General features: G+C 73.7%; 22 protein-coding genes and 1 tRNA gene. 19 read left to right on the top strand and 4 right to left on the bottom strand.

The window, feature by feature from the left end:
• Positions 1–96: 96 nt before the first annotated feature.
• The gene (locus BLU95_RS15530; protein WP_093860538.1) at positions 97–846 is read right to left on the bottom strand and encodes a TetR/AcrR family transcriptional regulator; all 750 of its coding nucleotides are present in this window, start codon (positions 844–846) and stop codon (positions 97–99) included.
• A 219-nt stretch (positions 847–1,065) separates the two neighbouring features.
• On the opposite strand from BLU95_RS15530, the gene BLU95_RS15525 reads away from it, so the two are divergent.
• The 4 genes from BLU95_RS15525 to BLU95_RS45090 all read left to right on the top strand — a co-directional run bounded on the left by BLU95_RS15525 (position 1,066) and on the right by BLU95_RS45090 (position 6,514).
• Positions 1,066–1,755: a rhomboid-like protein gene (locus tag BLU95_RS15525; RefSeq protein ID WP_093860537.1), complete on the top strand. Its 690-nt coding sequence runs from the start codon at positions 1,066–1,068 to the stop codon at positions 1,753–1,755.
• Between the two features lie 84 nt (positions 1,756–1,839).
• Entirely contained in the window at positions 1,840–3,564 is a 1,725-nt protein-coding gene (locus BLU95_RS15520) for a DUF885 domain-containing protein (RefSeq protein WP_093860536.1), read from the top strand.
• Positions 3,565–3,861: 297 nt separating this feature from the next.
• Positions 3,862–5,328, top strand: coding sequence for an MFS transporter (locus BLU95_RS15515; protein WP_231978768.1), 1,467 nt, complete (start codon positions 3,862–3,864; stop codon positions 5,326–5,328).
• A 157-nt stretch (positions 5,329–5,485) separates the two neighbouring features.
• The gene (locus BLU95_RS45090) at positions 5,486–6,514 is read left to right on the top strand and encodes a trypsin-like serine peptidase (protein ID WP_093860534.1); all 1,029 of its coding nucleotides are present in this window, start codon (positions 5,486–5,488) and stop codon (positions 6,512–6,514) included.
• On the opposite strand, the gene BLU95_RS15505 is transcribed toward BLU95_RS45090, so the two are convergent.
• Complete coding sequence (locus tag BLU95_RS15505; protein WP_093860533.1) at positions 6,481–7,185, bottom strand: helix-turn-helix domain-containing protein; 705 nt, start codon at positions 7,183–7,185, stop codon at positions 6,481–6,483. The genes BLU95_RS45090 and BLU95_RS15505 overlap by 34 nt on opposite strands.
• Positions 7,186–7,627: 442 nt before the next feature.
• Here BLU95_RS15505 and BLU95_RS42275 point away from each other — a divergent pair, with 442 nt between their 5' ends.
• From BLU95_RS42275 to BLU95_RS15475, 7 genes are read left to right on the top strand one after another with little or no spacing between them, the layout of a single operon-like run.
• Positions 7,628–7,897 carry a phosphopantetheine-binding protein gene (locus BLU95_RS42275; protein ID WP_159424894.1) on the top strand — a complete coding sequence of 90 codons (270 nt, stop codon included), beginning with the start codon at positions 7,628–7,630 and terminating at the stop codon, positions 7,895–7,897.
• Entirely contained in the window at positions 7,890–8,708 is an 819-nt protein-coding gene (locus BLU95_RS15500) for an SDR family NAD(P)-dependent oxidoreductase (protein ID WP_159424893.1), read from the top strand. Before BLU95_RS42275 ends, BLU95_RS15500 begins: the two co-directional genes overlap by 8 nt.
• Positions 8,705–9,238 (top strand): MaoC family dehydratase, encoded by a 534-nt coding sequence (locus BLU95_RS15495; protein ID WP_093860531.1) that lies wholly within the window; start codon positions 8,705–8,707, stop codon positions 9,236–9,238. Before BLU95_RS15500 ends, BLU95_RS15495 begins: the two co-directional genes overlap by 4 nt.
• Entirely contained in the window at positions 9,235–10,089 is an 855-nt protein-coding gene (locus tag BLU95_RS15490) for an SDR family NAD(P)-dependent oxidoreductase (protein WP_093860530.1), read from the top strand. Before BLU95_RS15495 ends, BLU95_RS15490 begins: the two co-directional genes overlap by 4 nt.
• A 22-nt stretch (positions 10,090–10,111) precedes the next feature.
• Positions 10,112–11,395, top strand: coding sequence for a beta-ketoacyl synthase N-terminal-like domain-containing protein (locus BLU95_RS15485; protein ID WP_093860529.1), 1,284 nt, complete (start codon positions 10,112–10,114; stop codon positions 11,393–11,395).
• On the top strand, positions 11,392–12,702 hold the full coding sequence (locus BLU95_RS15480) for a beta-ketoacyl-[acyl-carrier-protein] synthase family protein (RefSeq protein WP_093860528.1): 1,311 nt from the start codon (positions 11,392–11,394) through the stop codon (positions 12,700–12,702). The genes BLU95_RS15485 and BLU95_RS15480 overlap by 4 nt, the downstream gene beginning before the upstream one ends.
• 23 nt (positions 12,703–12,725) lie before the next feature.
• Positions 12,726–13,415 carry an alpha/beta hydrolase gene (locus tag BLU95_RS15475; RefSeq protein WP_159424892.1) on the top strand — a complete coding sequence of 230 codons (690 nt, stop codon included), beginning with the start codon at positions 12,726–12,728 and terminating at the stop codon, positions 13,413–13,415.
• Positions 13,416–13,501: 86 nt separating this feature from the next.
• Here the strand turns inward: BLU95_RS15475 and BLU95_RS15470 are convergent, their stop codons facing one another.
• Positions 13,502–15,151 (bottom strand): FUSC family protein, encoded by a 1,650-nt coding sequence (locus BLU95_RS15470; protein ID WP_093860527.1) that lies wholly within the window; start codon positions 15,149–15,151, stop codon positions 13,502–13,504.
• A gap of 88 nt (positions 15,152–15,239) precedes the next feature.
• Between BLU95_RS15470 and BLU95_RS15465 the strand changes: the two genes are divergently transcribed.
• A complete protein-coding gene (locus BLU95_RS15465) occupies positions 15,240–15,683 on the top strand; it encodes a MarR family winged helix-turn-helix transcriptional regulator (RefSeq protein ID WP_093860526.1) in 444 nt (147 codons plus the stop codon).
• 116 nt (positions 15,684–15,799) lie between these two features.
• Positions 15,800–16,609: an LppX_LprAFG lipoprotein gene (locus BLU95_RS15460; protein ID WP_093860525.1), complete on the top strand. Its 810-nt coding sequence runs from the start codon at positions 15,800–15,802 to the stop codon at positions 16,607–16,609.
• Between the two features lie 127 nt (positions 16,610–16,736).
• On the opposite strand, the gene BLU95_RS15455 is transcribed toward BLU95_RS15460, so the two are convergent.
• Positions 16,737–16,808: transfer RNA gene (locus tag BLU95_RS15455), tRNA-Arg, on the bottom strand.
• 195 nt (positions 16,809–17,003) lie between these two features.
• Here BLU95_RS15455 and BLU95_RS15450 point away from each other — a divergent pair.
• From BLU95_RS15450 to thrB, 6 genes are all read left to right on the top strand, one after another.
• A complete protein-coding gene (locus tag BLU95_RS15450) occupies positions 17,004–17,432 on the top strand; it encodes a response regulator (RefSeq protein ID WP_502689864.1) in 429 nt (142 codons plus the stop codon).
• A gap of 87 nt (positions 17,433–17,519) precedes the next feature.
• Positions 17,520–19,175, top strand: coding sequence for an arginine--tRNA ligase (gene argS / locus BLU95_RS15445; protein ID WP_093860523.1), 1,656 nt, complete (start codon positions 17,520–17,522; stop codon positions 19,173–19,175).
• An 87-nt stretch (positions 19,176–19,262) separates the two neighbouring features.
• Positions 19,263–20,657 carry a diaminopimelate decarboxylase gene (gene lysA / locus BLU95_RS15440; protein ID WP_093860522.1) on the top strand — a complete coding sequence of 465 codons (1,395 nt, stop codon included), beginning with the start codon at positions 19,263–19,265 and terminating at the stop codon, positions 20,655–20,657.
• A gap of 139 nt (positions 20,658–20,796) precedes the next feature.
• Entirely contained in the window at positions 20,797–22,089 is a 1,293-nt protein-coding gene (locus BLU95_RS15435) for a homoserine dehydrogenase (RefSeq protein WP_093860521.1), read from the top strand.
• Positions 22,090–22,098: 9 nt separating this feature from the next.
• Complete coding sequence (thrC, locus tag BLU95_RS15430; protein ID WP_093860520.1) at positions 22,099–23,196, top strand: threonine synthase; 1,098 nt, start codon at positions 22,099–22,101, stop codon at positions 23,194–23,196.
• Positions 23,197–23,577: 381 nt separating this feature from the next.
• A complete protein-coding gene (thrB, locus tag BLU95_RS15425; RefSeq protein ID WP_093860519.1) occupies positions 23,578–24,513 on the top strand; it encodes a homoserine kinase in 936 nt (311 codons plus the stop codon).
• Positions 24,514–24,528 lie beyond the last annotated feature (15 nt).

Below are 24,528 nucleotides of genomic sequence, written 5' to 3'. Positions count from 1 at the left end.
CGCCGCGCCGTACCCCGGACCCGGCCCGCCGCGCCGGGCCACTCGGTCGGGCCGCGCCTCCGGCGCACTGCTCGGCCGGCGGCAGATCCGGCGCCGCTACCCGACCGGTCCGCCCAGCGCCGCCCGCAGCCGGGCCGTCCGCGGCGAGTCCGCGCCCTCCAGGGCCAGCAGCCCGGCCAGCACCTCGGCGGTCTGCGGGTCGTGCAGCGAGGTCGCCGCCGCCATCGCCACGAACTGGTCCACCAGCCACTCCCGCAGCTCGTCCACCGGGACCTCCCGGCCCTCGTCGAGCCAGCTCAGCGAGGCCCCCTCGACCACCGCGATCCACGAGCGCACCAGCAGGGTCAGCCTGGGCCCGGCCTGCCGCACCCCGAGGTGGCGCAGCGTGCGCTTCAGCGCCGCCCGCCGGACCTCGTCCACGATCGCCGAGGTGCGGGCCGTCTCCACCACCGATCCGCCGCGCAGCAGTGCCGAGTAGCCGGTGCCGTGCTCGGCGACGAAGGCGAAGTAGCTCTCCAGGACGGCGGACAGCTGCTGGGTCGGGGTCCCGGCGAGCGGGACCACGAACCGGCCGGTGAGCTCCTCGGCCGCGCTGCGCAGCGCGGCCTCGTAGAGCTGCTGCTTGCCGCCCGCGAAGTAGCGGTACACCAGCGGCCGGGAGGCCCCGGCGGCCTGCGCCACGTCGTCCAGCCCGACCTCCTCGGGCGCCCGGTGCGCGAACAGCTCCAGGGCCACCGCGATCAGCTGCTCGCGCCGCTGCTGCACCGGCAGCCGCCGGTACCCGGCGCGCCGCGGTCTGGCGGCCGGTTCGGGGGCCGGCGGTACGGGGGCTGAGCTGGCTTCCATGCCGGTCAGCGTAACGGCCCCGGGCCGGATCGGAGCCGGGTGTGCACCGATCTTCCGAACGGGCGTTTGTGCCTGTCCGGGCGGTCGCCCGCGCCCCGGGACGACCCGCCCGGGGGCCGGTGCCGGGGCGGGCCGGGGGAGGCCCCGGGAGGCGCTCCACCGGGCTCCGGCCGAGGATGATGGGACGCACCCCGCCACCCTGCCGAGGAGGCCCGCCGGATGGCGCACACGCTGGAACGGCCGCCCCGCGCGCGCCGCCTGCGCGGGGCGCTCCTGGCCTGGGTGCGCTCGGCGCCGGGGACGTACCTGTGGCTGTTCCTGCTGGGGGTGACCAGCCTGGTGGTGGCCCGGATGGACCAGCACACCCTGGACTGGTTCCTGGCCGCCCGCTCGACCAACCTGGAGCAGCTGCGCTCGCGTCCGGTGCACGCCCTGGTGGCCAGCGCGCTGTGGACCGAGTCGTCCAGCTGGCCGCTGTACGCGGTGCTGTTCACCGTGTTCCACGCCAACGCCGAGCGCTGGCTGGGCACCGCGCGCTGGTTCGCGGTGGCCGCGACCGCGCACGTGCTGGCGACCCTGGTGAGCGAGGGCGTGGTCGCCTGGGGGATCGTCCGGGGGACCCTGCAGCGGAGCATGGCCGAGACGGTGGACGTCGGGGTCTCGTACGCGCTGGCGGGGGTGGTCGCGGTGCTCACCTACCGGTTCGCGGGCGGCTGGCGGTGGCTCTACGGTGCCGGGGTCGTCGTCTTCTACCTGGTGCCCCTGGTGGTCTCGCACACGTTCACGGACCTCGGGCACTTCAGCGCCGTACTGATCGGTCTCTGCTTCTTCCGCTTCGCACACGGACGGTCCAGGTGGGACCCGGGTCGGGCGCTGCGGCGCCGGTGGCGGCGTCGCCCGGGCGGGTGAGGGTGCGCCGGCAGCAGCGAATTGGCCGGTCCATGCCACCGGGTAGGGGCTTGCAAACGGCGCGCGCCACGAAATGATGTCCGGATGGTTGAACTGATCAGCTCCGACGGCATCACCCCCCGCCGTGTCGCCGACGCCTACGTGCGGGACCTCGCCGAGCTCGACCCGCTGACCGCGGTGTATCTGGGCCTGAACCCCGAGGACGACCGCCTCCCCGACCTCTCCCCGGCCGGTGCCGAGGCGATCGCGGAGCTCGGGCGCTCCACCCTGGCCCGGCTCGACGAGGCCGAGGCGGCGCTCGACCCGGCCGCCGCGGCCGATGCCGCCCGGGACGAGGCCGAACGGCGCTGTGCCCGTCTGCTGCGCGAGCGGCTGGTCGCCGAGCTCGCCGTCCACGACGCGGGCGAGCGGTTCCGGGCCGTCCACAACCTGGGCTCCCCGCTGCACAACCTCCGTGACGTCTTCACCCTCATGCCCACCGACACCGAGGAGCAGTGGGCCATCCTCGGCCGCCGCCTGGCCCGGGTGCCGGAGGCGCTCGCCGGGTACCGCGCGACCCTCGCCGAGGGCATCGAGCGCGGCCTGCTCTCCGGCCCGCGCCAGGTGACCACGGTGATCGGCCAGCTCGGCGAGTGGCTGGCCGGCGACACCCCGGGCGGCTGGTTCGGCGACCTGGTCGAGGAGGCCCCCGAGTCGCTGCGCGCCGAGCTGTCCGCGCGCGCGACCGCCGCCGCCGAGGGCCTGGCGGCCCTGCGGGACTGGCTGGGCGAGGTCTACGGACCGGCCGCGGCCGGTGCCCCGGACACCGTCGGCCGCGAGCGCTACGGCCGCTGGGTGCGCTACTGGACCGGTGCCGACCTCGATCTCGACGAGGCCTACGCCTGGGCCTGGCAGGAGTTCCACGACCTGCTGGCCCAGATGCGCACCGAGGCCGAGAAGGTGCGGCCGGGCGCCGACCCGATGCAGGCGATGAAGTGGCTGGAGACCGACGGTCCCGCGCGGTTCGGTGCCGAGGCCGCCCGTGAGTTCCTGCAGGGGCTGATGGACGGCGCGATCGCCGACCTCCAGGGCATCCACTTCGACCTGGCCGAGCCGATCACCCGGGTCGAGTCCCGGATCGCCCCGGCCGGCAGCGCCGCCGCGCCGTACTACACGGCCCCCTCGCTGGACTTCAGCCGTCCCGGCCGGACCTGGCTGCCCACCCTCGGCCGCGAGCGCTTCCCGGAGTGGGACCTCGTCTCGACCTGGTACCACGAGGGCGTCCCCGGCCACCACCTGCAGCTCGCGCAGTGGAACTACGTCGCGGACCGGCTCTCCACCTACCAGGTCAGCCTCGGCGGGGTGAGCGCCAACCTGGAGGGCTGGGCGCTCTACGCCGAGCGCCTGATGGACGAGCTCGGCTACCTCACCGACCCGGGCCACCGGCTCGGCTACCTCAACGCGCAGATGATGCGGGCGCTGCGGGTCATCGTCGACATCGGCATGCACGCCGGACTGGACTTCCCGGCCGACTCGCCGTACCGCCCGGGGGAGCGGGTCGAGCCGGACGCCGCCCGTGAGTTCTTCGGCCGCTACTGCGGGCTGTCCGCCGACTTCCTGGACAGCGAGCTGGTCCGCTACCTGGGCCTGCCCGGTCAGGCGATCGGCTACAAGCTGGGCGAGCGGGCCTGGCTGCGCGGCCGGGCGGCGGCCCGGGCGGCGCACGAGGCGCGCGGCGAGGTGTTCGACCTCAAGGCCTGGCACATGGCGGCGCTGTCGCAGGGCTCGCTGGGCCTGGACGACCTGGTCGCGGAGCTGTCCGCGCTGTAGTCCGGTCCGGCGGCCTCCGTGCCGTCCGATCGCGGCGCGGGGTCCCGGGCATGTCCCGGGGCCCCGGGCCGCAGTCCCGGTCGATCTGGTTCTTTGGTCCCATTTCAACCGATTTGGTGAGCTTTTTCCTTGCCATTCGCCGCGAGGCGAGTTTGGCTTGAAGACGACTGCGTGACCTTCCCGCACCTCTCCGGAAAGGCTCCCCCAGTGTCCTCCCAAGCCCAAGCTGCCACCGGTCATGGAACGGCGGGTTCCCGCCGCTGGTGGGCCCTGGCCGTCATCGCCATCGCCCAGCTGATGATCGTCCTCGACATCACCATCGTGAACATCGCCCTCCCGTCGGCCCAGAAGGATCTCGGGATCTCGGACGCCGACCGCCAGTGGGTGATCACCGCCTACACGCTGGCCTTCGGCGGACTCCTGCTCCTCGGCGGCCGGCTCGGCGACCTCTTCGGCCGCAAGCGCGTCTTCACCATCGGCCTGCTCGGCTTCGCCCTCGCCTCGGCGATCGGCGGCGCCGCCAACGGCCCGACCATGCTCTTCGCCGCCCGCGCCCTCCAGGGCGCCTTCGGCGCGCTGCTCGCCCCGTCCGCCCTGGGACTGCTCTCCACGACCTTCACGGATCCCAAGGAGCGGAGCACCGCCTTCGGCATCTTCGGCGCGATCGCCGGCGGCGGCGCCGCGATCGGCCTGCTCCTCGGCGGTCTGCTCACGGAGTACCTGAACTGGCGCTGGTGCCTGTTCGTGAACACCCCGATCGCGATCGCCACCGCCTTCGCGGCGTTCTCCGTGCTGACCCGCGACCACATCGGCAAGGACACCCGGACCAGACTCGACCTGCCCGGCGCCGTGCTCGGCTGCGGCGGTCTGCTCGCCATCGTCTACGGGACCTCCGAGGCCGTCACCCGCGGCTGGGGCGACTGGCTGGTGCTCGGCTCGCTGGGGCTCGGCGTGCTGCTGCTCGTGGTGTTCGTCCTGGTCGAGAAGCGCACCCCGCACGCGCTGCTGCCGCTGCACATCGTGGCCGAGCGCAACCGCGGCGGCGGTGCCCTCTCGGTCGGCCTGGCGATGATCGGCATGTTCGGCCTGTTCCTGTTCCTGACCTACTACCTCCAGGTCATCAAACACTTCTCGCCGGTGATGTCCGGGGTCTCCTTCCTGCCGATGACGGCGGCCATCATCATCAGCTCCACCGGTTTCGCGGCCCGGCTGATGACCAGGGTGCCGTCCCGCAACCTGATCGGTCCGGGGCTGCTGCTCGCCGCCGCCGGCATGGCCTGGCTGACCCAGATGAAGGTGGACAGCCCCTGGGCCGGCATGGTGCTGCCCGCCGAACTGCTGCTCGGCTTCGGCATGGGCCTGATCTTCATGCCGTCGATGAGCCTGGCCACCCTCGGTGTCGCGCCGAACGAGGCCGGCGCGGCCTCGGCCACCATCAACTCGGCCCAGCAGGTCGGCGGCTCCTTCGGCACCGCACTGCTCAACACCATCGCGGCCAGCGCCACCGCGAGCTGGCTCGCCGCCCGGATCACCACCGCCGGGGACCCGGCGGTCCAGGCCCAGGGCGCGGTGCACGGCTACGTGATCGCCACCTGGGTGGCCATGGGCATCCTGCTGCTGGCCGCGGTGATCGCCTTCGTGATGATCGACCACCGGCCCGCGCCGGGCGAGGCCACCGGGGCGACCGGCACCGCCGCCGAGGCCCCGGCGAGCGCCGGCGCACCGGCCCAGACCCCGGCCCACCAGCAACAACGGGCCACCTGACCCGATCCGTCGCCCCCGCCCGCGGACCTCCCGGACGGGGGCGACCGGCTGAATTCTCATGCCGTTCCCAGCGACGCATCACCACCCTCCCAGTTCGGGGCGCCATAGTCGGGACCGACCTCGCACCGCCGCCGACCAGGGCAGGAGCCGACCGAGCATGGGCCAGCACCGCCGCCGTACCCCCCGTCGCCGCCGTCTCCTGGCGCCGACCCTGGTCACCACGGCCCTCTCCGTGCTCACCGTGGCGGCCGTGGTGGTGGGCACCCACAGCCTGACCCCGCGGGCCACCGCCGTCGCCTCCCCGGCCACCTCGGCCGCCGTCGCGCCGCCGGTCCCGGGTACCCCCACCGTCCCCGCCGCCGTCCCGGTCGCCGGCACCGAGCCGTCGGCCTCCGCGGAGCCGTCGGAGCCCCCGGGCCCCTCGGCGCCGGACCCGGTCACCGGGTCGGCCACGCCCACGCCCACCGCCACGCCCACGCCCACCGCCACGCCCGCGCCCACGACGGCCGCCCCCACCCCCGCCGACGGGCCGCTCGGCACCACCGCCACCGCCCCGGCCACCCCCGAGGCGGCCACCGTCGGCGCCCTGTTCACCGGCACCGTCCGCCCGGGCAACCACTTCTGCACCGCCAGCGTGCTGCACAGCGCCACCGGCAACCTGCTGCTCACCGCCGCCCACTGCCTGGACGACCCGGGCGGCGTCACCTTCGCCCCGGGCTACCGCGACGGCAGGGCCCCGTACGGCACCTGGCGGGTCACCGCCGTGCACACCACCACCGGCTGGTCCCGCGGCGGTGACCAGGACGAGGACTTCGCCGTCCTGGAGACCGCCGCGGACGACAGCGGCCGCCGGGTCGAGGACGTGGTCGGCGGCAACACCCTCGGCACCGACGAGCCGTTCGGCGCCACCGTCCGGCTCTACGGCTACCCCGCGGGGGGCGAGCAGCCCCTGCTGTGCACCAACACCACCGGCCGGCAGAGCGCCTACCAGCGGGTCGTCGACTGCCCGGACTACCCCGGCGGCACCAGCGGCGGACCCTGGATCTCCACCGCCACCGGCCACGTCGTCGGCGCCATCGGCGGCTACCAGCAGGGCGGCGACACCGACGACACCTCCTACAGCGCCTACTTCGACCACACCGTCGCGGCGCTCTACGCCGAGGCGGCGGCCGCGGCCGGCTCCTGACCGCCGTAGCGGGTCCGGTGCCGCGGTAGCGAGCGCACCCGGGCGACGGCGGCCGGAACCACGGCCGGCCCGCAACTGCCGACCGCCCGGAACCAGGCCGCGCGCCAGGCGGCGATCCGGTCCCCCGGGATGCCGCAGCAGCGGACGTAGGTGACCAGCAGCGGTTCCGAGGGCATCCGGAGCCCGCCCAGCACGTCCGCCAGGGTGCTGCGCGGCAGCGCGCCGAAGCCGCCGGTCCGGGCCCGCTCCTGGAGTTCGCGCAGCGAGGGCTGTCCGGCCGCCAGCCGCAGCCGGTGCATCGCCTCCAGCAGATGGGCCGGCTCGTAGACCAGCTCGAGTCTTCGGGCCCGCCCGCCGGCCGCCGCCGCGCCCGGCCGCCGTTCCGCGCGCGCGGACGCCGTGCCCGTGCCGGTGGCCGCCCGTTCCCAGCGCTGCCGCGCCTCGCGGACCGAGGCCCCGCAGGCCGCCGCGTAGGCCTCGACCACCCCCAGCCGGGGCAGGGCGGAACCGCTGTCGGCCCGGGACAGGGTGGCCGGCGAACACCCCGAGCGGGCGATCCGGTCGGCCATCTGCCGGTAGGTGAGGCCGGACTCCGCGCGCAGGGCGCGCAGCCACTGGGCCAGTTCGTAGTGCGGTGCCGCCGCGGGCACCGCCTTCTTGCGTCGCGCCATTGCCGCCCTCCCCACGGCGTGCCGCCCGGTCGGCCGTCGTTCCCGGTAACGGCCGGAACCTGGTCCGACCGGTTCGGCCAGCCGACTGCGATGCGATGTCGTGAATCGCCTCGAATGACGTTCCGGGTGGTACACGTAAGGGTGCGACCACGGTAGTCATCGAGTTCTCCCAAGGTCAATCCCCTTTGCTTCTTCTTTGCGTCCCCGGATGTTGTAGAAGTTGCCACCACAGGGGCTTGTCAGGAGCGGTTGATTCAATTCGTCCGGAATCCGGTGGGACGGGTTCCGCCGTCCTGGCCTGGCTGAAGAGAGGTCCGGAGGGCGTTCCTCCGAGGCGGTTGTCCGGCGCCGGAGGGATGAGTGGCCCTTGCGAAGTGCTTTACCGGTCTGTTGGCATTGGCGGCGTCCGCAGCAGTATTTCGGAACTCTCGGAGGAGACATTATGCCGCCCACGGAAAACACCGATTTCAACGTCCTGGTCGAGCTGCTCAAGGACGTCAAATCCGGACTGGAAGGACAGCCGATCACCCCGGCCGACTCGGTGGTCGAGGACCTCGGGCTGGATTCCCTGGACCTTCTCCAGCTGGCCCGGAAAATCAACCGCCGGCTCGGCGTCGACTTCGACCTGGACCACTGGAACGAGACCGCGGCCGAGCACCGCCGCACGGTCGGCTCGATCCTGGCCGCGGTCGCGGCGGCCCAGGGTGTCTGAGCGGCCCGGCGGGTCCGAGCGGCCCGGCGGCACGTCCGGCGCCGGCCGGATCGCCCTGGTGACGGGCGGCTCGCGCGGGATCGGCGCGGCCGTCGTGCACCGCCTGGCGGCCGACGGGCTGACCGTGCACCTGGTCTACCGCGAGGCCGAGGAGTCCGCCCGGAACGTCGTCGCCGCCGTCGCGGCGGCCGGCGGCCGGGCGGTCGCCCACCGCGCCGACGTCGCGGACGAGAAGCAGGTCGTCGACCTGGTCGAGCGGATCGCCGACCAGGAGGGCGCGCTGCACGTCCTGGTCAACAACGCGGCCGTGATCGACGACCGGCTGGTCGCCGCCACCCCGACCGCGCACTGGGAACGGGTGCTCCGGATCAACCTGACCGGCCCCTTCCTGACCTGCCGCGAGGTCCTCCCGCTGATGCTCGACCAGGGCTGGGGCCGGATCGTCAACATCTCGTCCAACTCCGTGCGGATCCCCGGCCCCGGCCAGAGCGCCTACGCCGCCGCCAAGGGCGGGCTGGAGGCGCTCACCCGGACGCTGGCGGTCGAGGTCGGCCGCAAGGGCATCCGGATCAACACCGTCGCCCCCGGCAAGGTGCGCACGGAGATGACCGACGCCGTCGCCGAGCGGCTCGGCTCGGACGGCGCCAGCACCCGCTGGGGCCTGCCCGAGGACATCTCCGGCCTGGTCGCCTTCCTGGCCGGCGAGGAGGCCGACTACATCCAGGGCCAGACCTTCACGGTGGACGGCGGCCGGCTGGTGATGCGGGCCGCCGCCGGGGCCAGGCCGCGCCGGGCGGGGGTGCCGGCGTGAAGTACTGGGAGGACCTGGTGGGCGCGCCCGACCACCGGTTCGGTCCGCTGGTCTTCGGCGGCGACCTGCTCGACCGCCTGCTCGACCTGATGGGCGAGAAGCACCCCGTCCACGACGACGACGCCTTCGCCCGGGCCCTCGACCGCGCCCGGCGGATCGTGCCCGGTGGCTTCATCCACTCGATCACCTCAGGCTGGGTGGTCCAGCACGGCTCGCCGGCCGCGGTCGTCGGCCTGCGGACCCTGGCCTGGGACTTCGTCCGCCCGCTCTACCCCGACACCCCGTTCTGGTTCACCACCCGCACCGGCCGGTCCGTCGAGATCGACGACCGGCTCGGGCTGGTCGAGTCCACCCGGCGGGTGCACGACGACAACGACCGGACCTACGCGATCGGCCGGATGAGCGTGGTGGTGCTGCGCCGCGCCGCGGCCGTCGCGACCGCCCCGGACCCGGCCGCCCCGGGACCCGTCACCGAACCGGCGCAGGCGGCCACCGCCCCCGCCCGGACCAGCGAGAGGACAGAACGATGACCGACGGCACCACGAACAACCCGCCGGCCGCCCCGCTGCCCGGGCCGCTGGCACCCCGGCCGCTGGAGGGCCGGGTGGCCCTGGTCACCGGCGGCTCGCGCGGCATCGGCGCCGGCATCAGCCGCAAGCTCGCAGCCTGGGGCGCCACCGTCGCGATCAACTACGTCGACCGGGGCGGACCCGCGAAGGAGCTCGCGGCCGAACTCACCGAGTCCGGCGCCAAGGTGACCCTGCACCGGGCCGACCTGTCCGAGGCGACGGCCGCCGAGGAGCTGCTCGCCGAGGTCGGCGAGGCCCACGGCGGTGACCTGCACATCCTGGTCCAGAACGCGGCGGCCACCAAGTTCTCCCTGCTGGAGAACGCCACCCTCAGCCAGTGGCAGTTCGTCCAGGACACCAACGCCCGGTCCACCTGGCTGCTCGCCAAGCACGCGGTGCCGTTGATGAAGGGCCGCCCCGGCGCCCGGTTCATCACCATCACCAACTCGACCACCACCCGGATCGTGCCGCGGGCCGGCCTGCTCGGCGCCGCCAAGGCCGCCCTGGAGAACCTCACCCAGTTCCTGTCCTACGAACTGGCACCGCACGGCATCGTCACCAACTGCGTCCGCCCGGGCCTGGTGCAGACCGGGGTCTTCAGCGTCCGGCCCGACTTCAACCACGGGGTGCGGCACGAGCTCTCGGTCTCCCCGTGGGCGGACGGACGGATGACCACCCCCGAGAACAGCGCCGACGTGGTCGCCATGCTCTGCCTGGACGAGGCCGCCTGGATCGTCGGGCAGACCATCACCGTCGACGGCGGTTACGCGATCTGGGGCAACCTCAACAGTCCGCTCCGGGTCGGCGAGTGAGGACGGGAAGGAGGCCCTCGCCATGTCCGATGTGATCGTGACCGGCACCGGGGTGATCTCCCCGGCCGGTCCTGGCACCGAACCGCTCTGGTCCGCGATGGCCGCCGGCCGGTCGCTCTTCGAGCCGGCCGGGCCGCTGCCATGGCCGGTGGCCGCGGTCGACCGCTCCGCCGTGGGGTGGCCCACCGGCAAGCAGTGGGTGGACAACCGCAAGTACGCCAACCTGGCCGCCCACTGGGCGGTCGAGGCGGCCCGGCTGGCCCTGCGGCAGGCCGGCCGCGACCCGGACGCCCCCGACGCCCCGGGCCGGGGCGACCCGGAACGCGGCGGCACCGTGATGGCCGTCGGCAGCACCGGCGACGAACTGGGCGACGTGATGCCCCGCCTCGCCGGGATGGCCCTGGACGACCCGCGTCCGCTCGCCACCCTGCTCTACGAGGAGGTGCCGGACTACTCCTACATCCGCGGCATCCCCTCCCAGCTCGGCCAGTTCGTCAACATGGCGACGGGCTTCCGGGGCTCCAACGTCGCCGCCTACGGCGAGGTGGCGGCCGGCGGCCTGGGCTCGCTGGCACTCGCGCTGCGGCTGCTGGAGAGCGGCGAACTCGACCGGGTCCTGGTGGTCGGGGTGGCCCCGCCGTCCTCCGTCACCGCGTTGCACTCCTTCGACCGGGACGAGCCGATCGGCACCGAGGCCGCCCCCGGACGCGGCCCGTTCGACGAGGAACGGGCCGGACCGCTGCTCGGCCAGGGCGCCGCCGCCGTCCTGCTGGAGCGGGCCGCCCCGGCGGACGCCCCGGCACCCCGGGCGCTGGCCCGGCTGCTCGCCTGCGAGACGGTCGTCGCCGCCGACCGGGCGAGCGCGACCGGACTGGCGGTGCGGGCGGCGCTCCGCCGGGCCGGCGCGCGGCCGGACCACTGGTGGGCGCACGGCTCGGGCTCGCCGGCCACCGACCGGGAGGAGGTCTCGGCCGTGCTGCCCCAGATCGGCGCCGTACCGGTGACCAGCAGCAAGGGCACCCTGGGTCTCGCCCTGGAGTGCTCGGCACTGATCGACACCGTGCTCGCGGTGGAGTCGCTGCGGCGGGGCCAGTTGCCACCGGTCGGACTGCTCCGCCGTCCCGACCCCCGGCTCGGCGGCCCGGACCTGGTGACCGGGCGGGCCCGTCCGGTGCCGGGGCCCGGCACCGCCCTGATCACCGGGATCGACCACGGCCGGAGCAGCGCCTCGGCCGGCGCCCTGGTGCTCGGCGGCGTCACCGCCGACCCGGGCGACCACCACGCACGTCGGGAGGAGGAGCGGTGACGGACGAGGACATCGTGATCACCGGGATGGGTGTGGTCACTCCGATCGGTGCGACGGTGGAGGACTTCTGGGAGGCCAACCTGGCCGGACGGTCGGGCGTGGTCGCCGAGGACCGGATGGACCTCGGCGGACTGCCCTGCGGCTGGGCGGCCGGCCTGATCCCCGAGGACGTCAGGAAGGAGGTGTCCGAACGCTGGGGCGCCCCGGACCGCACCTGGGGCGACACCCTGCTGCACTGCGTCGTGGACCAGGCGCTCACCGATGCGGGCATCACCGGCCCGCTCGGCGGCGACGCGGCCGGACTGGTCTGGTCCCGGGTCTGGCCGGGGCCGAGCGGCTCCTTCCCGCAGGACTACGCGGTCCACTTCCGGGAGCTCGGGCAGCGCTACCGGCGGATCGGCAACGACCCGGCCGCCGTGCTGGAGAGCCTGCGGAGCCGCCGGCTCTCGGCGGAGGCCTCGGACCACTCGGCGTTCCCGGTCGAACTGGCCGGACGCCTGGGCGTGCCGCTGATCGCCTCCCGGGTGGAGGCCACCTGCTCCGGCGGCCTGCGCTCGATCGCCGAGGCGGTCCGGCTGCTGCGGCTCGGACGGGTGGAGGTCGCCGTGGTCGCGGTCTCGGTCTCCCGCAACACCCAGTACGTGCTCTCCCAGTACGGGCAGTTGATGGCACTGTCCCGTTGGAAGGGCGATCCGGCCCTCTCGTCGATGCCGTTCGACCGGCGCCGCTCCGGCATGGTGATCAACGAATCGGCCGGGGCGCTGGTCCTGGAGACGGCGGGCCATGCCGCCCGGCGCGGCTCGGCCGGGGCGCACGCGGTGGTCGGCGGCTGGGGCCTGGCGGTGGACACCACCCACATCACCGCGCCGCAGGTCGGCATGGTCGAGCGGGTGATGCGCACCGCGATCGCCGGCTCCGGGCTGACGCCGGACGACATCGACACCGTCAACGCGCACGGCACGTCCACCAAGCTCAACGACATCACCGAGGCCCGGGCACTGCACCGGGTGTTCGGCGAGCGCACGGCGGAGCTCGACGTCTGCGCGGTGAAGTCGCTCACCGGCCACGGTTCGGCCGCTTCCGGGGTGGTGGAGACGGTGGCGGCGGCGCTCACCCTCGGGCGGGGCGTCGTGCCGCCGGTGGTGACCTGCACCGAACCGGACCCGGCCTGCGCGGTGAAGACCTCGCTCACGCCGGTGGAACGGCCGGTGGCCACGGTGCTGAAGAACTCCTTCGGCTTCGGGGGCCAGTACGCGTCGATGGTGTTCAAGCGCCCGGCGCAGCCCCGTCGGGCGCCGGTCCGGTGAGCGGCCGGAACGCGGTGGGGGCGGTGAGGCTGCCGGTCGAGGTGGTCGAGGTGGTCGAGCCGGTCGGCCGGCACCGGGCCACCGTCCTCTGGCTGCACGGTCTCGGCCAGGGACCGGAGAGCCTGGTGGAGGTGGCGGACCGGCTGGAACTGGACCGGGCGGGCATCCGCGGGGTGTTCCCGCAGGCGCCGCTGCGGCCGATCGGCCGGGTCTCCGGCGACCCGGTGCGGGCCTGGTTCGAACAGGACGTGTTCGCCCTGGAGAACCCCGGTCCGGCCTCGCTGCCGGGTGTACTCGCCATCGAACGGCGGCTGCGCGCCGTGCTCGACGAGGAGACCGCGAGGGTGGGGCCCGGGCGGACGGTCGTCGCCGGGTTCTCGCAGGGGGCGCTGATGGCGCTGGTGCTGGCGCTGCGGTACCCGCAGCGGCTGGCCGGGCTGGCGCTGTACGCGCCGTTCCTCCCGGACGAGGCCGTCCCGCTGCTGGCCTCCCGCCGGTCGGCGGTTGCGGTGGACCTGCCGGTGTGGATCGGTCACGGCGCCTTCGACTGGATCATCCCGGAGCAGAGCGGGGCGAAGGTGCGGGACGTCCTGGCGGACTGGGGCCACCCGGTGGGCTGGCAGCGCTACCGGGCCGGCCACGAGGCCTTCGGGGGAGTGAAGCGCGCGCTGCCGGACTTCCTCGAGCGCGTGCTCGGCTCCGACGGGGGCTGACGGTCGGCTCCGAACCTCGCACGGGAAGTCGGCCCGCCCGACTTCCCGTGCGAGCGGGAGCAGCGGTGCCACCGCAGCCGCGGCGATCAGGAGACTTCCGCCTCCTCGGCCGCTTCCGGTCCGGCAGGCGGCGGGTCGCCGAACACCGCGGCCATCGTGCCGAGCGCGTCGTCGACGGCGAGCAGCGCCGCCAGCATCCGCAGCTGCTCGGGGGAACCCGCCGGGACCGCCCCCGGCTGCCGGGGGATCCGCGCCCGGACCGCCTGGTAGGCGGGCCCCGGGCGGCGGCCGATCGCCCGCCGGACCGCCGCGCTGTTCGCGGCCACCGCCCGGTTGAGCCGGGCCACCCGGGGGTCGGACCAGAGCGCGGGATCGGCGACCGCCCCGTCCACCAGCACGCCCAGCGGGGCCTCGCAGGCGGCGACGGCGTCCACCACGTCGGCCCGGTACGGGTGGGTGGACGGAGTGCCGCCCGGCAGCCGCCCGGCCAGTCCGGAAGCACGCCGTTCGGCCCGCAGCGGGCGGGCCAGCAGTTCCAGCTGCGCGGCCCCGTACGCGAACCGGGCCCGCCCGCGCTCCAGGGCGGGCCGGTCGGTGCCCGCGACCCCGAGCAGCTCGGTCAGCGCGGCCAGCGCGTCGGCGGTCCGTCGGCGCAGCACGTCCCGGGTGCGGAGCGGGAGGATCAGCCAGGAGGCCGCGATGCCGACGGCCGCGCCGAGGCCGATCGCCGCCAGCCGGGTACGCAGCAGGTCGTCCGAGCTCTGCCCGAACCAGCCGTAGAGCAGCGAGAGCACGGCGGTGACGCAGGCCGCCCAGTACGCGTAGCTGAGTTCGCGCAGCCAGGTGGCGACCGCGAGGACCGCGAAGATCAGGACGACGGCGGCGTCCTCGTGCGGGCCGAAGGAGCCCGCGACGGCTGTCGCGACCACTGTGCCCGCCGCCGCGCCGACCGCCCGTTGCAGCCCCTTGAACAGCACGTCGCCCCTGCCGCGGGCGCCGCTGCAGACGATGAACGCGGTGAGCACCACCCAGGCCCAGTGGTCCGGCCAGACGGCCCGCCCGGCGACGAACGCCCCGCCCACCGCGCCCGCCATCTGGAGCGCGGTCCGGGTGTGGACGCCCGGACGCCGACGGGCCTCCGGTTCCGGCTGCGTCGGTGGCACCGGCTCCGGAGCGGGCTCCCGGACGGGCGCCGGGACCAGCCCGGTGCGGACGGCGACGGCCTGGAGGACGGCCACCCAGGCACCGGACACGACGGCGACCAGCGCGACCCACAGCGTGTGGTCGTGGCCGGGGACCGGCCCGGTGCCGGGCGGCACGACCAGCAGCGCCACCAGCGGCAGCACCAGCAGGCTGCCGGCCCGGGTTGCCCGGGGTCCGAACCGGCGGACCCACACCGCCAGCGCCGTCCCGAGGGTGAACAGGGCGTCGGCGGCGTTCGGGTGGAGGGTCATCAGCCGCCCGACCTCGGCGGCGCCCGCGCCCGCCGCCGGGAGGACGGCGAGGCCGAGCAGCCGGTCGTACCGGTCGGCGCCGAGCTGGACCCGTGCGGCGGTGGCGGCCAGCACCACGGCCTGGACCACCACGTCGACCCGCAGGCGGGCGAAGTGCTCGATCAGCAGCGCGGAGCCGTACGAGGCCAGCATGGCGGCCGTGGTGACGGCGGTCCCGCGGAGCAGCCGGAGCCCGGGGTCGAAGCGGACGGACCGGGGGATCCGGGAGAAGTAGCTACTCATCACGTACGGATTTCTCCCTCGCCTGCTCACGCTGACCCAGGAAGTGCCGATTCTCTGCCACTCGAATGGTAAGTGTTAGCGTAGCAATATGGAGATTGATCAGCGGTGGCTCCCGGAGGCTGCGGAGATCCGCCAGGGCACCGTCCGGCTGGCCCGCCGACTGCGCTCCGAACGCGTGGGGGAGGGCCTCAGCCTCAACAAGCTGAGCGTGCTCGGGCACCTGCTCCGGCACGGCCCGATGTCCCCGGGGGAGCTGGCCGCCGCCGACCACCAGCAGCCGCAGTCGCTGACCCGGGTGTTCGCCGACTTGGAGCGGGACGGCCTGCTCCGCCGCGTCCCGGGCGAACGGGACCGCCGGCAGTCCGTGCTCCACCTCACCGCCGAGGGCCGTACCGCGCTGGCCCGCGACATGGCCGGCCGGGACGCCTGGCTGGCGGAGGCACTGGGGGACCTGTCGGAGACCGAGCGCGAAGTCCTCCGCCTCGCCGCCCGCCTGATGGACCGCCTGGCGGACGCGCCCGCGCGGCCGTGAGGCGCCACCGGGCGGCCGGGGCGCGGGATCGAAACCGGGTTCGACCGGCGGTCGGGCCCCGTGGGAAGCTCTCCGCGCACCGACCACCGTTCTCCGCCCCGGGGGCTTCCGCCACGATGCGCCGTACCACCGTCCTCGCCGCCGCCGCGACCGCAATCGCCCTGGCCGCGCTCACCGCCTGCAACGACACCGAGGACAAGAACGCGGCGGCCCCCGCCCCGGCGACCACCTCGGCCGCCGCCGCGCCCACGGCCACCGCCGCCGGGACCCCTGCCCCGGCTCCCGCCGCCCCGACGGCTGCCGTCACGCCCCCGGCCGGGGACTTCGACCCCGCGAAGGCCGTGGCGAACGCGAGCAAGGAGCCCTACGCGGTCTCCATGAGGACGACCATCGAGATCGACGGCGAGCCCTCCGGGACCGTCTCGGGCCGGATGAACCTCAACACGGTCCACACCGGGCGCACCGAGACGAAGGTCGCCGACGCCGGTGCGATCGAGACGATCCTCACCACCGACAGCGTGTACACCCGGCAGGTCCCGGCCGGGAAGTGGAGCAGGACGGCACGGCCTGCGGACATCTCGATGGGCGACTACTCGGGTTACGCCGCGCTGCTGCTGGCCCAGGGCCCGTCCGCCCGCAAGGGCGCCGAGACCCGGGACGGCGTCCCGACGCAGCACCTCTCCGGTCGCATCGACGTGGAGCAGCTCGTGACGATCGACCCGTCGTTGTACCGGAAGACGAAGGCCAAGGGCGTCACCGCCTTCGACTTCGACCTGTGGGTCGACGCCGAGGGCCGGACCCGGTACGCCGAGCAGATCCTGGCCTACCAGGGCGTCAAGAACGTCAACAAGGTGACCTTCACCGACTTCGGTCCCGTCGAGACCTTCGCCGCCCCCGCCGGTGCGGGTGCCGCCGCCGCGAGCTGACCGCCGTACCCGTGGGGCCGGACCCCGGCCCCACGGGTCGACCGGGCGTCAGGCGCGAAAAACGAATCAGGCCCAGTCCGGTGGCAAATCGCCACTGGCCTGGGCCTGTTCAGCACTTCCTGCGAAGTGCCCCCGGTAGGATTCGAACCTACGCACCCGCCTCCGGAGGGCGGTGCTCTATCCCCTGAGCTACGGGGGCTTGCTCGTTGTTGTCGTCGCGTTCGCTTCGACGTGGAGAACACTACCAGGCCCGCGCCGTGCTCCGTGCACGGGTTTCGCGGAGGTCCGGCCCGAGGCCCGGGGGGAGCGGGGCCGGGGCGGCCGGTCCGGGCGGAAGTGGCCAAAGGCCGGACGGGGCGGCGGGCCCGCCGATACCCTCGGTGAGGTGTCGGGAGTGTCCGGGCGGGTCCTCGTGGTGGACGACAGCGAGGTGATCCGTCAGCTGATCAGGGTCAACCTGGAGCTCGAGGGCTTCGAGGTGGTGACCGCCGCCGACGGTGCCGAGTGCCTGGAGGTGGTCCGCCAGGTGAAGCCCGACGTGGTGACGCTGGACGTGATGATGCCGAGGCTGGACGGCCTGCGGACGGCGGCCCGGCTGCGGGCGGCCCCCGGGACGCGGCTGCTGCCGATCGCGATCGTGAGCGCCTGCTCGCCGGCCGACCTCGACCTGGGGGAGTCGGTCGGGGTGGACGGCTACCTCGGCAAGCCGTTCGACCCGGCGGACCTGGTGGCGCTGGTGCGGCGGCTGATGGAGCGCGACCGGGACGGCGGGGCGGTGGACGGGTTTCGCCCTGGGCGAACAGGCCGGAGTGATCGGGCCTGAGTGATCGGGCCCGAGCGGGGTGCCCCGGTGTCTCAACCGGCAAACCGAGTGGCGAGGGCCCACCCCCTCTCGCCTACGCTTGGCGTCGTGACCCCCGCAGAGCTTTCCCAGGCAGTCCAGGCCGCAGTGAGCGCCGCCGTCGAGGCGGGCGAGCTGGCCGTCGCCGTGCCCGAGCACGTGACGATCGAGCGGCCCAAGAACAGGGACCACGGCGACTACGCGACCAATGTGGCCCTCCAGCTCGCGAAGTCGGCCGGCAAGCCGCCGCGAGCCGTCGCCGAACTGCTGGCCGAGCGCCTGCGAGGGATCACCGGCGTCACCCAGGTCGACATCGCCGGTCCGGGCTTCATGAACATCACCCTCGACGCCGCCACCCAGGGCGAGCTGGCGCGCACCATCGTCGAGGCCGGGGCCGCGTTCGGCCGCAACGAGGCGCTCAAGGGCCTCAAGATCAACCTCGAGTTCGTCTCCGCCAACCCGACCGGCCCGATCCACATCGGCGGCGTCCGCTGGGCCGCCGTCGGCGACTCGCTGGCCCGGGTGCTGCGCGCCTCCGGCGCCGACGTCACCACCGAGTACTACCTCAACGACGCGGGCGTGCAGATCTCCAAGTTCGCCAAGTCGCTCCAGGCCTCCGCCAACGGCAAGCCCGTCCCGGAGGACGGCTACGTCGGCGAGTACATCGCCGACATCGCCAAGGCGATCACCGATGGCGTCCCGGGCGTGCTCGACCTCTCCGAGGGCGAGCAGCTGGAGGTCTTCCGCACCGAGGGCCTCAAGCTCATGGTGGCCGAGATCCAGCGCTCGATGGAGGAGTTCGGCACCCACTTCGACGTCTGGTTCTCGGAGAAGTCGCTGCACGACTCCGGCGCCGTCGAGAAGGCCATGGAGCGGCTGCGCGAGCAGGGCCACGTCTTCGAGCGGGACGGCGCGATCTGGCTGCGCACCACCGACTTCGGCGACGACAAGGACCGCGTCCTGATCAAGGCCGACGGCGAGACCACCTACTTCGCCGCCGACGCCGCGTACTACCTGTCCAAGCGGGACCGCGGCTCCGAGGTCTCGGTCTACATGCTGGGCGCGGACCACCACGGCTACGTCAACCGCCTCAAGGCCATCGCCGCCTGCGCGGGCGACGACATGGACCGCAACATCGAGGTCAAGATCGGCCAGTTCGTGAAGATGCTTCGCGACGGCGAAGAGGTCCGCATGTCCAAGCGGGCCGGCAACATCATCACCATCGACGACGTGGTCGAGTGGATCGGCGTGGACGCGGCCCGCTACACCCTGGCGCGCTCCTCCACGGACTCCACCATCACGCTCGACATCAACGTGCTGACCAGCCAGACCAACGAGAACCCGGTCTTCTACGTCCAGTACGCGCACGCCCGGATGTGCTCGGTGCAGCGCAAGGCCGGCGAGCTGGGCATCACGCGCTCGGACGACTTCAAACCCGAGCTGCTCGCCACCGAGTGGGAGTCCGACCTGCTCGGCCAGCTCGGCGAGTTCCCGCGGGTGCTGGCGACGGCCGGCGAGCTGCGCGAGCCGCACCGGGTCGCGCGCTACCTGGAGGAGCTGGCGGGCAAGTACCACCGCTTCTACGACAACTGCCAGATCCTGCCGAAGGGCGACGAGGAGGTCACCGACCTCACGCACGCCCGGCTCTGGCTGGCCGACGCCACACGCACGGTCATCGCCAACGGCCTCACGCTCCTTGGCGTGACGTCGCCCGAGCGGATGTAGGCACCACCCCCATGCGCACAGCGGGGGCGGCTGACGGTCAACGGGGACCGTCGCCGCCCCTCGCCATAGGTCGAGGAAACCGAGGACATGTCTCGCTCCGCACATCCCGCAGGCCCCCGGCACGGTGACGTACTGCCCGAGGGTCACTACCAGGCACCGCCGGCCGACCTGAACGCGCTCGACCCCAAGGTCTGGCCGGAGACCGTCGCGCGCGGCGCCGACGGCGTGGTCACCGTCGGCGGCCTTGACGTGAACCGTGTCGCCGCCGAGTTCGGCACCCCGGCCTACGTCATGGACGAGGCCGACTTCCGTTCCCGGGCGCGCGCCTGGCGGGACGCCTTCGGCGCCGACGCGGACGTCTACTACGCCGGCAAGGCCTTCCTCTCCAAGGCGGTCGTGCGCTGGCTGCACGAGGAGGGCCTCAACCTCGACGTGTGCAGCCCCGGCGAACTCGCCGTCGCGCTGGCCGCCGGGATGCCGCCGGAGCGGATCGCGCTGCACGGCAACAACAAGTCGGTGGACGAGCTCGAGCAGGCGGTGAAGACCGGTGTCGGGCACATCGTGGTCGACTCCTACGAGGAGATCGAGCGCCTGGCGGCCGTGGCCGGACGCCAGGGTGTCCGCCAGCCGGTGCTGATCCGGGTCACCGTGGGCGTGGAGGCGCACACCCACGAGTTCATCGCCACCGCGCACGAGGACCAGAAGTTCGGCCTCTCGCTGACCGGGGGAGCGGCCGCGGAGGCCGTCCGCCGGGTACTGGCACACCCCGGGAGCCTCGAACTCCGCGGCATCCACTCCCACATCGGCTCGCAGATCTTCGACACCGCCGGGTTCGAGGTGGCCGCCCGCCGGGTGGTCGGCCTGCTGGCGTCGATCCGCGACGAGCACGGCGTCGAGCTGCCCGAGATCGACCTCGGCGGCGGCCTCGGCATCGCCTACACCAGCGAGGACGACCCGCGCGAGCCGGCCGCGATCGCGGCCGCGCTGGCCGAGATCGTCCGCCGCGAGTGCGCCGCCGCGAACCTGACCGCCCCCCGGCTGAGCGTGGAGCCGGGCCGGGCGATCGTCGGCCCGACCGCGTTCACGCTGTACGAGGTCGGCACCGTCAAGCCGCTCGAGGGTCTGCGGACCTATGTCAGCGTGGACGGCGGGATGTCCGACAACATCCGCACCGCGCTCTACGACGCCGAGTACACGGTGGCCCTCGTGTCGCGCACCAGTGACGCCGGGCCGATGCTGGTCCGGGTGGTCGGCAAGCACTGCGAGTCCGGCGACATCGTCGTGCGGGACGCCTTCCTGCCGGCCGACCTGGCCCCCGGCGACCTGATCGCGGTGCCCGCCACCGGCGCCTACTGCCGCTCGATGGCGAGCAACTACAACCACGCCCTGAAGCCTCCGGTGCTCGCCGTCCGGGACGGTGCGGCCCGGGTGATCGTCCGGCGCGAGACGGAGGAGGATCTCCTGCGTCTCGATATCGGATGACGAAATCCTTGTCTCAGATCATGGAACGACCGTAGATCCGTACGGAAAGTCCCGGAGACTGGTACGGACCGAAAGTCCGGCGGGACACCGAAATGCCCGCCGGAACGACCGAAGAACGACGAATGCAGAGCGGAGTCGGATGATGCGTACGCGGCCGCTGAAGGTGGCGTTGCTGGGCTGTGGTGTGGTGGGCTCCGAGGTGGCGCGCATCATGACGACAGACGCCGCCGACCTCGCCGCGCGCATCGGCGCGCCGGTCGAGCTCGCCGGCATCGCGGTCCGGCGCCAGGGGCGGGTCCGTCCGGGCGTGCCCGAGCACCTGCTCACCACCGATGCCGAGGCCCTGGTCAACCGGGGCGACATCGACGTGGTGGTCGAGGTGGTGGGCGGCATCGAGCCGTCCAAGAACCTCATCCTGACGGCGTTCGCGCGGGGCGCCTCGGTGGTCAGCGCCAACAAGGCGCTGCTCGCCCAGGACGGCACCGAGCTGCACGCGGCCGCCGCCGCGGCCGGTGTCGACCTCTACTACGAGGCGGCGGTGGCGGGCGCGATCCCGCTGCTGCGCCCGCTGCGCGAGTCGCTGGCCGGCGACCGGGTGAACCGGGTGCTGGGCATCGTCAACGGCACCACCAACTTCATCCTGGACAAGATGGACACCACCGGCGCCGGGTACTCGGAGGCGCTGGAGGAGGCCACCGCGCTCGGGTACGCCGAGGCCGACCCGACGGCCGACGTGGAGGGCTTCGACGCCGCCGCCAAGGCCGCGATCCTGGCCGGCATCGCCTTCCACACCGAGGTGACCGCCGCGGACGTGTACCGCGAGGGCATCACCGAGGTGACCGCGGCCGACATCGCCTCCGCCAAGGCGATGGGCTGCGTGGTCAAACTGCTGGCGATCTGCGAGCGGGCCGCCGACGGCGAGTCGGTGACCGCGCGGGTCCACCCGGCGATGATCCCGCTGTCCCACCCGCTGGCCTCGGTCCGCGAGGCGTACAACGCGGTGTTCGTGGAGGCCGAGGCGGCCGGCCGGCTGATGTTCTACGGCCCGGGCGCGGGCGGCGCGCCGACCGCCTCGGCGGTCCTCGGCGACCTCGTGGCGGTCTGCCGCAACAAGCTCGCCGGCGCCACCGGCCCCGGTGACTCGGTGTACACCCAGCTGCCGGCCAAGCCGATGGACGAGGTCGTCACCCGCTACCACGTCAGCCTGGACGTCGACGACCGCGCGGGGGTGCTCGCCCAGGTCGCCTCCGTCTTCGCCGAGCACGGCGTCTCCATCGACACCGTGCGCCAGCAGGGCCGCGACGGCGACGCCTCGCTCGTCGTGGTCACCCACCGTGCGACCGACGCCGCGCTGTCGGCGACGGTCGACAAGCTCCGCGCACTCGACAGCGTGCGCGACGTGGCCAGCACCATGCGGGTCGAAGGGGAATAGGAACAGATGATGAGCAGCGTTGCCGAGAACGCCGCCAGAGGCACCCACACCCACCAGTGGCGGGGTCTGATCGAGGAGTACCGGGACCGCCTGCCGGTCAGCGCGGCGACCCCCGTGGTCACCCTGCTGGAGGGCGGCACCCCGTTGGTCCCCGCCCAGGTGCTGTCCGAGCGCACCGGCTGCGAGGTCTACCTCAAGGTCGAGGGCGCCAACCCGACCGGGTCCTTCAAGGACCGCGGCATGACGATGGCCATCTCCAAGGCGAAGGAGGACGGCGCCCAGGCCGTCATCTGCGCCTCCACCGGCAACACCTCCGCCTCCGCCGCCGCCTACGCGGTGCGGGCCGGGATGGTGTCGGCGGTCCTGGTCCCGCAGGGCAAGATCGCCCTCGGCAAGATGGGCCAGGCGCTGGTGCACGGCGCGAAGATCCTCCAGGTGGACGGGAACTTCGACGACTGCCTCACCCTTGCGCGTGAACTGTCCGAGAAGTACCCGGTGGCGCTGGTCAACTCGGTGAACCCGGTCCGGATCGAGGGCCAGAAGACCGCCGCCTTCGAGATCGTCGACATGCTCGGCGACGCACCGGACATCCACGTCCTGCCGGTCGGCAACGCGGGCAACATCACCGCGTACTGGAAGGGCTACCGCGAGTACGCGACGGACGGCCTGGCCTCCCGCACCCCGCGGATGTGGGGCTTCCAGGCCTCCGGCTCGGCCCCGATCGTGGACGGCGCCCCGGTGCTCAAGCCGCAGACCATCGCCACCGCGATCCGGATCGGCAACCCGGCGTCCTGGGACTTCGCGCTCGCCGCGCGGGACGAATCGGGCGGCCTCATCGACAAGGTGACGGATCGTCAGATTCTGTCCGCGTACCGGCTGTTGGCCTCCCAGGAGGGTGTCTTCGTGGAGCCCGCCTCGGCCGCCTCGGTGGCCGGCCTGCTGGCCAAGGCGGAGGCCGGTCTGGTCGACCCGGGCCAGCGGATCGTCTGCACCGTGACCGGCAACGGTCTCAAGGACCCGGACTGGGCGGTGGCCGGCGCGCCGCAGCCCCGGATCGTCCCGATCGACCCCGAGGCCGCCGCCCGGCAGCTGGGCCTGCTCGACTGACGGAACGTCCGGCGGAACGCCGCGCGGACGACGGGAGGGTGAACATCCCCCCACCCCGGGCCGACCCTTTCGGGGGTCGGCCCGGTCCCGTTCTGGACTGACTCTTTTGTGTCAATTCAGTGCTGGATTCGGATCCGATTCCGGCATGAATTCCGGCCAGAACCGGCAACACACCAGATCGAAGGCCCACGGGGTGTACCGCTGTGGAACCTGTCTTCGATACTCTGGGTGCGGCCGTGTGGCACATGCCCCGGGTCCGACCCCCTTCCGGGCCGCACCACCGAATGTGACCGCCCGCCCCGGCCGGGGCCCCGCGGCCCGCTCCCCACCCTCGCACCGACGCGCTTCGCGCCGCCCGATTTCCCCAGGAGAGTCCACCGCATGGCCGGTCCTGCGTTCCGTGCCGCCGCCGTCCGGGTCCGGGTCCCCGCGACCAGCGCCAACCTCGGTCCGGGGTTCGACGCCTTCGGACTCGCCCTGGGCCTGTACGACGACGTGGTCGTCCGGGTCGCCGACTCCGGGCTCTCCGTCGACATCGCGGGCGAGGGCGCCGAGACGCTTCCCCGCGACGAGCGCCACCTGCTGGTCCGCTCCATGCGTGCCGCCTTCGACCTGCTCGGCGGCCAGCCGCGCGGCCTCGAGGTGGTCTGCGCCAACCGCATACCGCACGGTCGCGGCCTGGGCTCCTCGTCCGCCGCGATCTGCGCCGGCATCGTCGCCGCCCGCGCCGTCACCATCGGCGGCCCGTCCGCCCTGGACGAGGACGGACTGCTGGCGCTCGCCTCGGAGCTCGAGGGCCACCCGGACAACGTCGCGGCCTGCCTGCGCGGCAACTTCACCGTGGCGTGGACCGAGGAGGACCGGGCCCGGGCGATCGCCCTGGAGCCCTCCGCCGAGGTCGTTCCGGTGGTGTTCGTCCCGGCCACCGAGGTGCTCACCGAGACCGCCCGCGGACTGCTGCCGAAGACCGTGCCGCTGGCCGACGCCGCCGCCAACGCCGGCCGGTCCGCGCTGCTGGTCGAGGCGCTGACCCGGCGTCCCGACCTGCTGCTCGCCGCCACCGAGGACCGGATCCACCAGGACTACCGGGCCTCCGCGATGCCGGACAGCGCCGCGCTGGTGGCCGCGCTGCGGGCCGAGAACGTGCCCGCGGTGATCTCCGGTGCCGGTCCGACCGTGCTCGCGCTCACCGACGAGGCGGGCGTGCAGAAGGTCCTGGACTTCGCGGCCGACCACGGCGGCGGCGGACCGGCGTTCGCCGCCCACCGGCTCGAACTCGACCGGACCGGAGCCTCGGTGCTCCCGCTCGACGTCTGAAACACCCCGTCCGCG

Origin of the sequence: Streptomyces sp. TLI_053, assembly GCF_900105395.1 — a bacterium.
In the GTDB taxonomy this organism is placed as follows: domain Bacteria; phylum Actinomycetota; class Actinomycetes; order Streptomycetales; family Streptomycetaceae; genus Kitasatospora.
This window is presented reverse-complemented; position numbering and strand designations above follow the sequence as displayed.

Coding starts and splice junctions, on each gene's coding strand:
- BLU95_RS15530 (WP_093860538.1), bottom strand. CDS start 846: ATGGAAGCCAGCTCAGCCCCCGTACCGCCGGCCCCCGAACCGGCCGCC.
- BLU95_RS15525 (WP_093860537.1), top strand. CDS start 1,066: ATGGCGCACACGCTGGAACGGCCGCCCCGCGCGCGCCGCCTGCGCGGG.
- BLU95_RS15520 (WP_093860536.1), top strand. CDS start 1,840: ATGGTTGAACTGATCAGCTCCGACGGCATCACCCCCCGCCGTGTCGCC.
- BLU95_RS15515 (WP_231978768.1), top strand. CDS start 3,862: ATGATCGTCCTCGACATCACCATCGTGAACATCGCCCTCCCGTCGGCC.
- BLU95_RS45090 (WP_093860534.1), top strand. CDS start 5,486: ATGGGCCAGCACCGCCGCCGTACCCCCCGTCGCCGCCGTCTCCTGGCG.
- BLU95_RS15505 (WP_093860533.1), bottom strand. CDS start 7,185: ATGGCGCGACGCAAGAAGGCGGTGCCCGCGGCGGCACCGCACTACGAA.
- BLU95_RS42275 (WP_159424894.1), top strand. CDS start 7,628: ATGCCGCCCACGGAAAACACCGATTTCAACGTCCTGGTCGAGCTGCTC.
- BLU95_RS15490 (WP_093860530.1), top strand. CDS start 9,235: ATGACCGACGGCACCACGAACAACCCGCCGGCCGCCCCGCTGCCCGGG.
- BLU95_RS15485 (WP_093860529.1), top strand. CDS start 10,112: ATGTCCGATGTGATCGTGACCGGCACCGGGGTGATCTCCCCGGCCGGT.
- BLU95_RS15470 (WP_093860527.1), bottom strand. CDS start 15,151: ATGAGTAGCTACTTCTCCCGGATCCCCCGGTCCGTCCGCTTCGACCCC.
- BLU95_RS15465 (WP_093860526.1), top strand. CDS start 15,240: ATGGAGATTGATCAGCGGTGGCTCCCGGAGGCTGCGGAGATCCGCCAG.
- BLU95_RS15460 (WP_093860525.1), top strand. CDS start 15,800: ATGCGCCGTACCACCGTCCTCGCCGCCGCCGCGACCGCAATCGCCCTG.
- lysA (WP_093860522.1), top strand. CDS start 19,263: ATGTCTCGCTCCGCACATCCCGCAGGCCCCCGGCACGGTGACGTACTG.
- BLU95_RS15435 (WP_093860521.1), top strand. CDS start 20,797: ATGATGCGTACGCGGCCGCTGAAGGTGGCGTTGCTGGGCTGTGGTGTG.
- thrC (WP_093860520.1), top strand. CDS start 22,099: ATGAGCAGCGTTGCCGAGAACGCCGCCAGAGGCACCCACACCCACCAG.
- thrB (WP_093860519.1), top strand. CDS start 23,578: ATGGCCGGTCCTGCGTTCCGTGCCGCCGCCGTCCGGGTCCGGGTCCCC.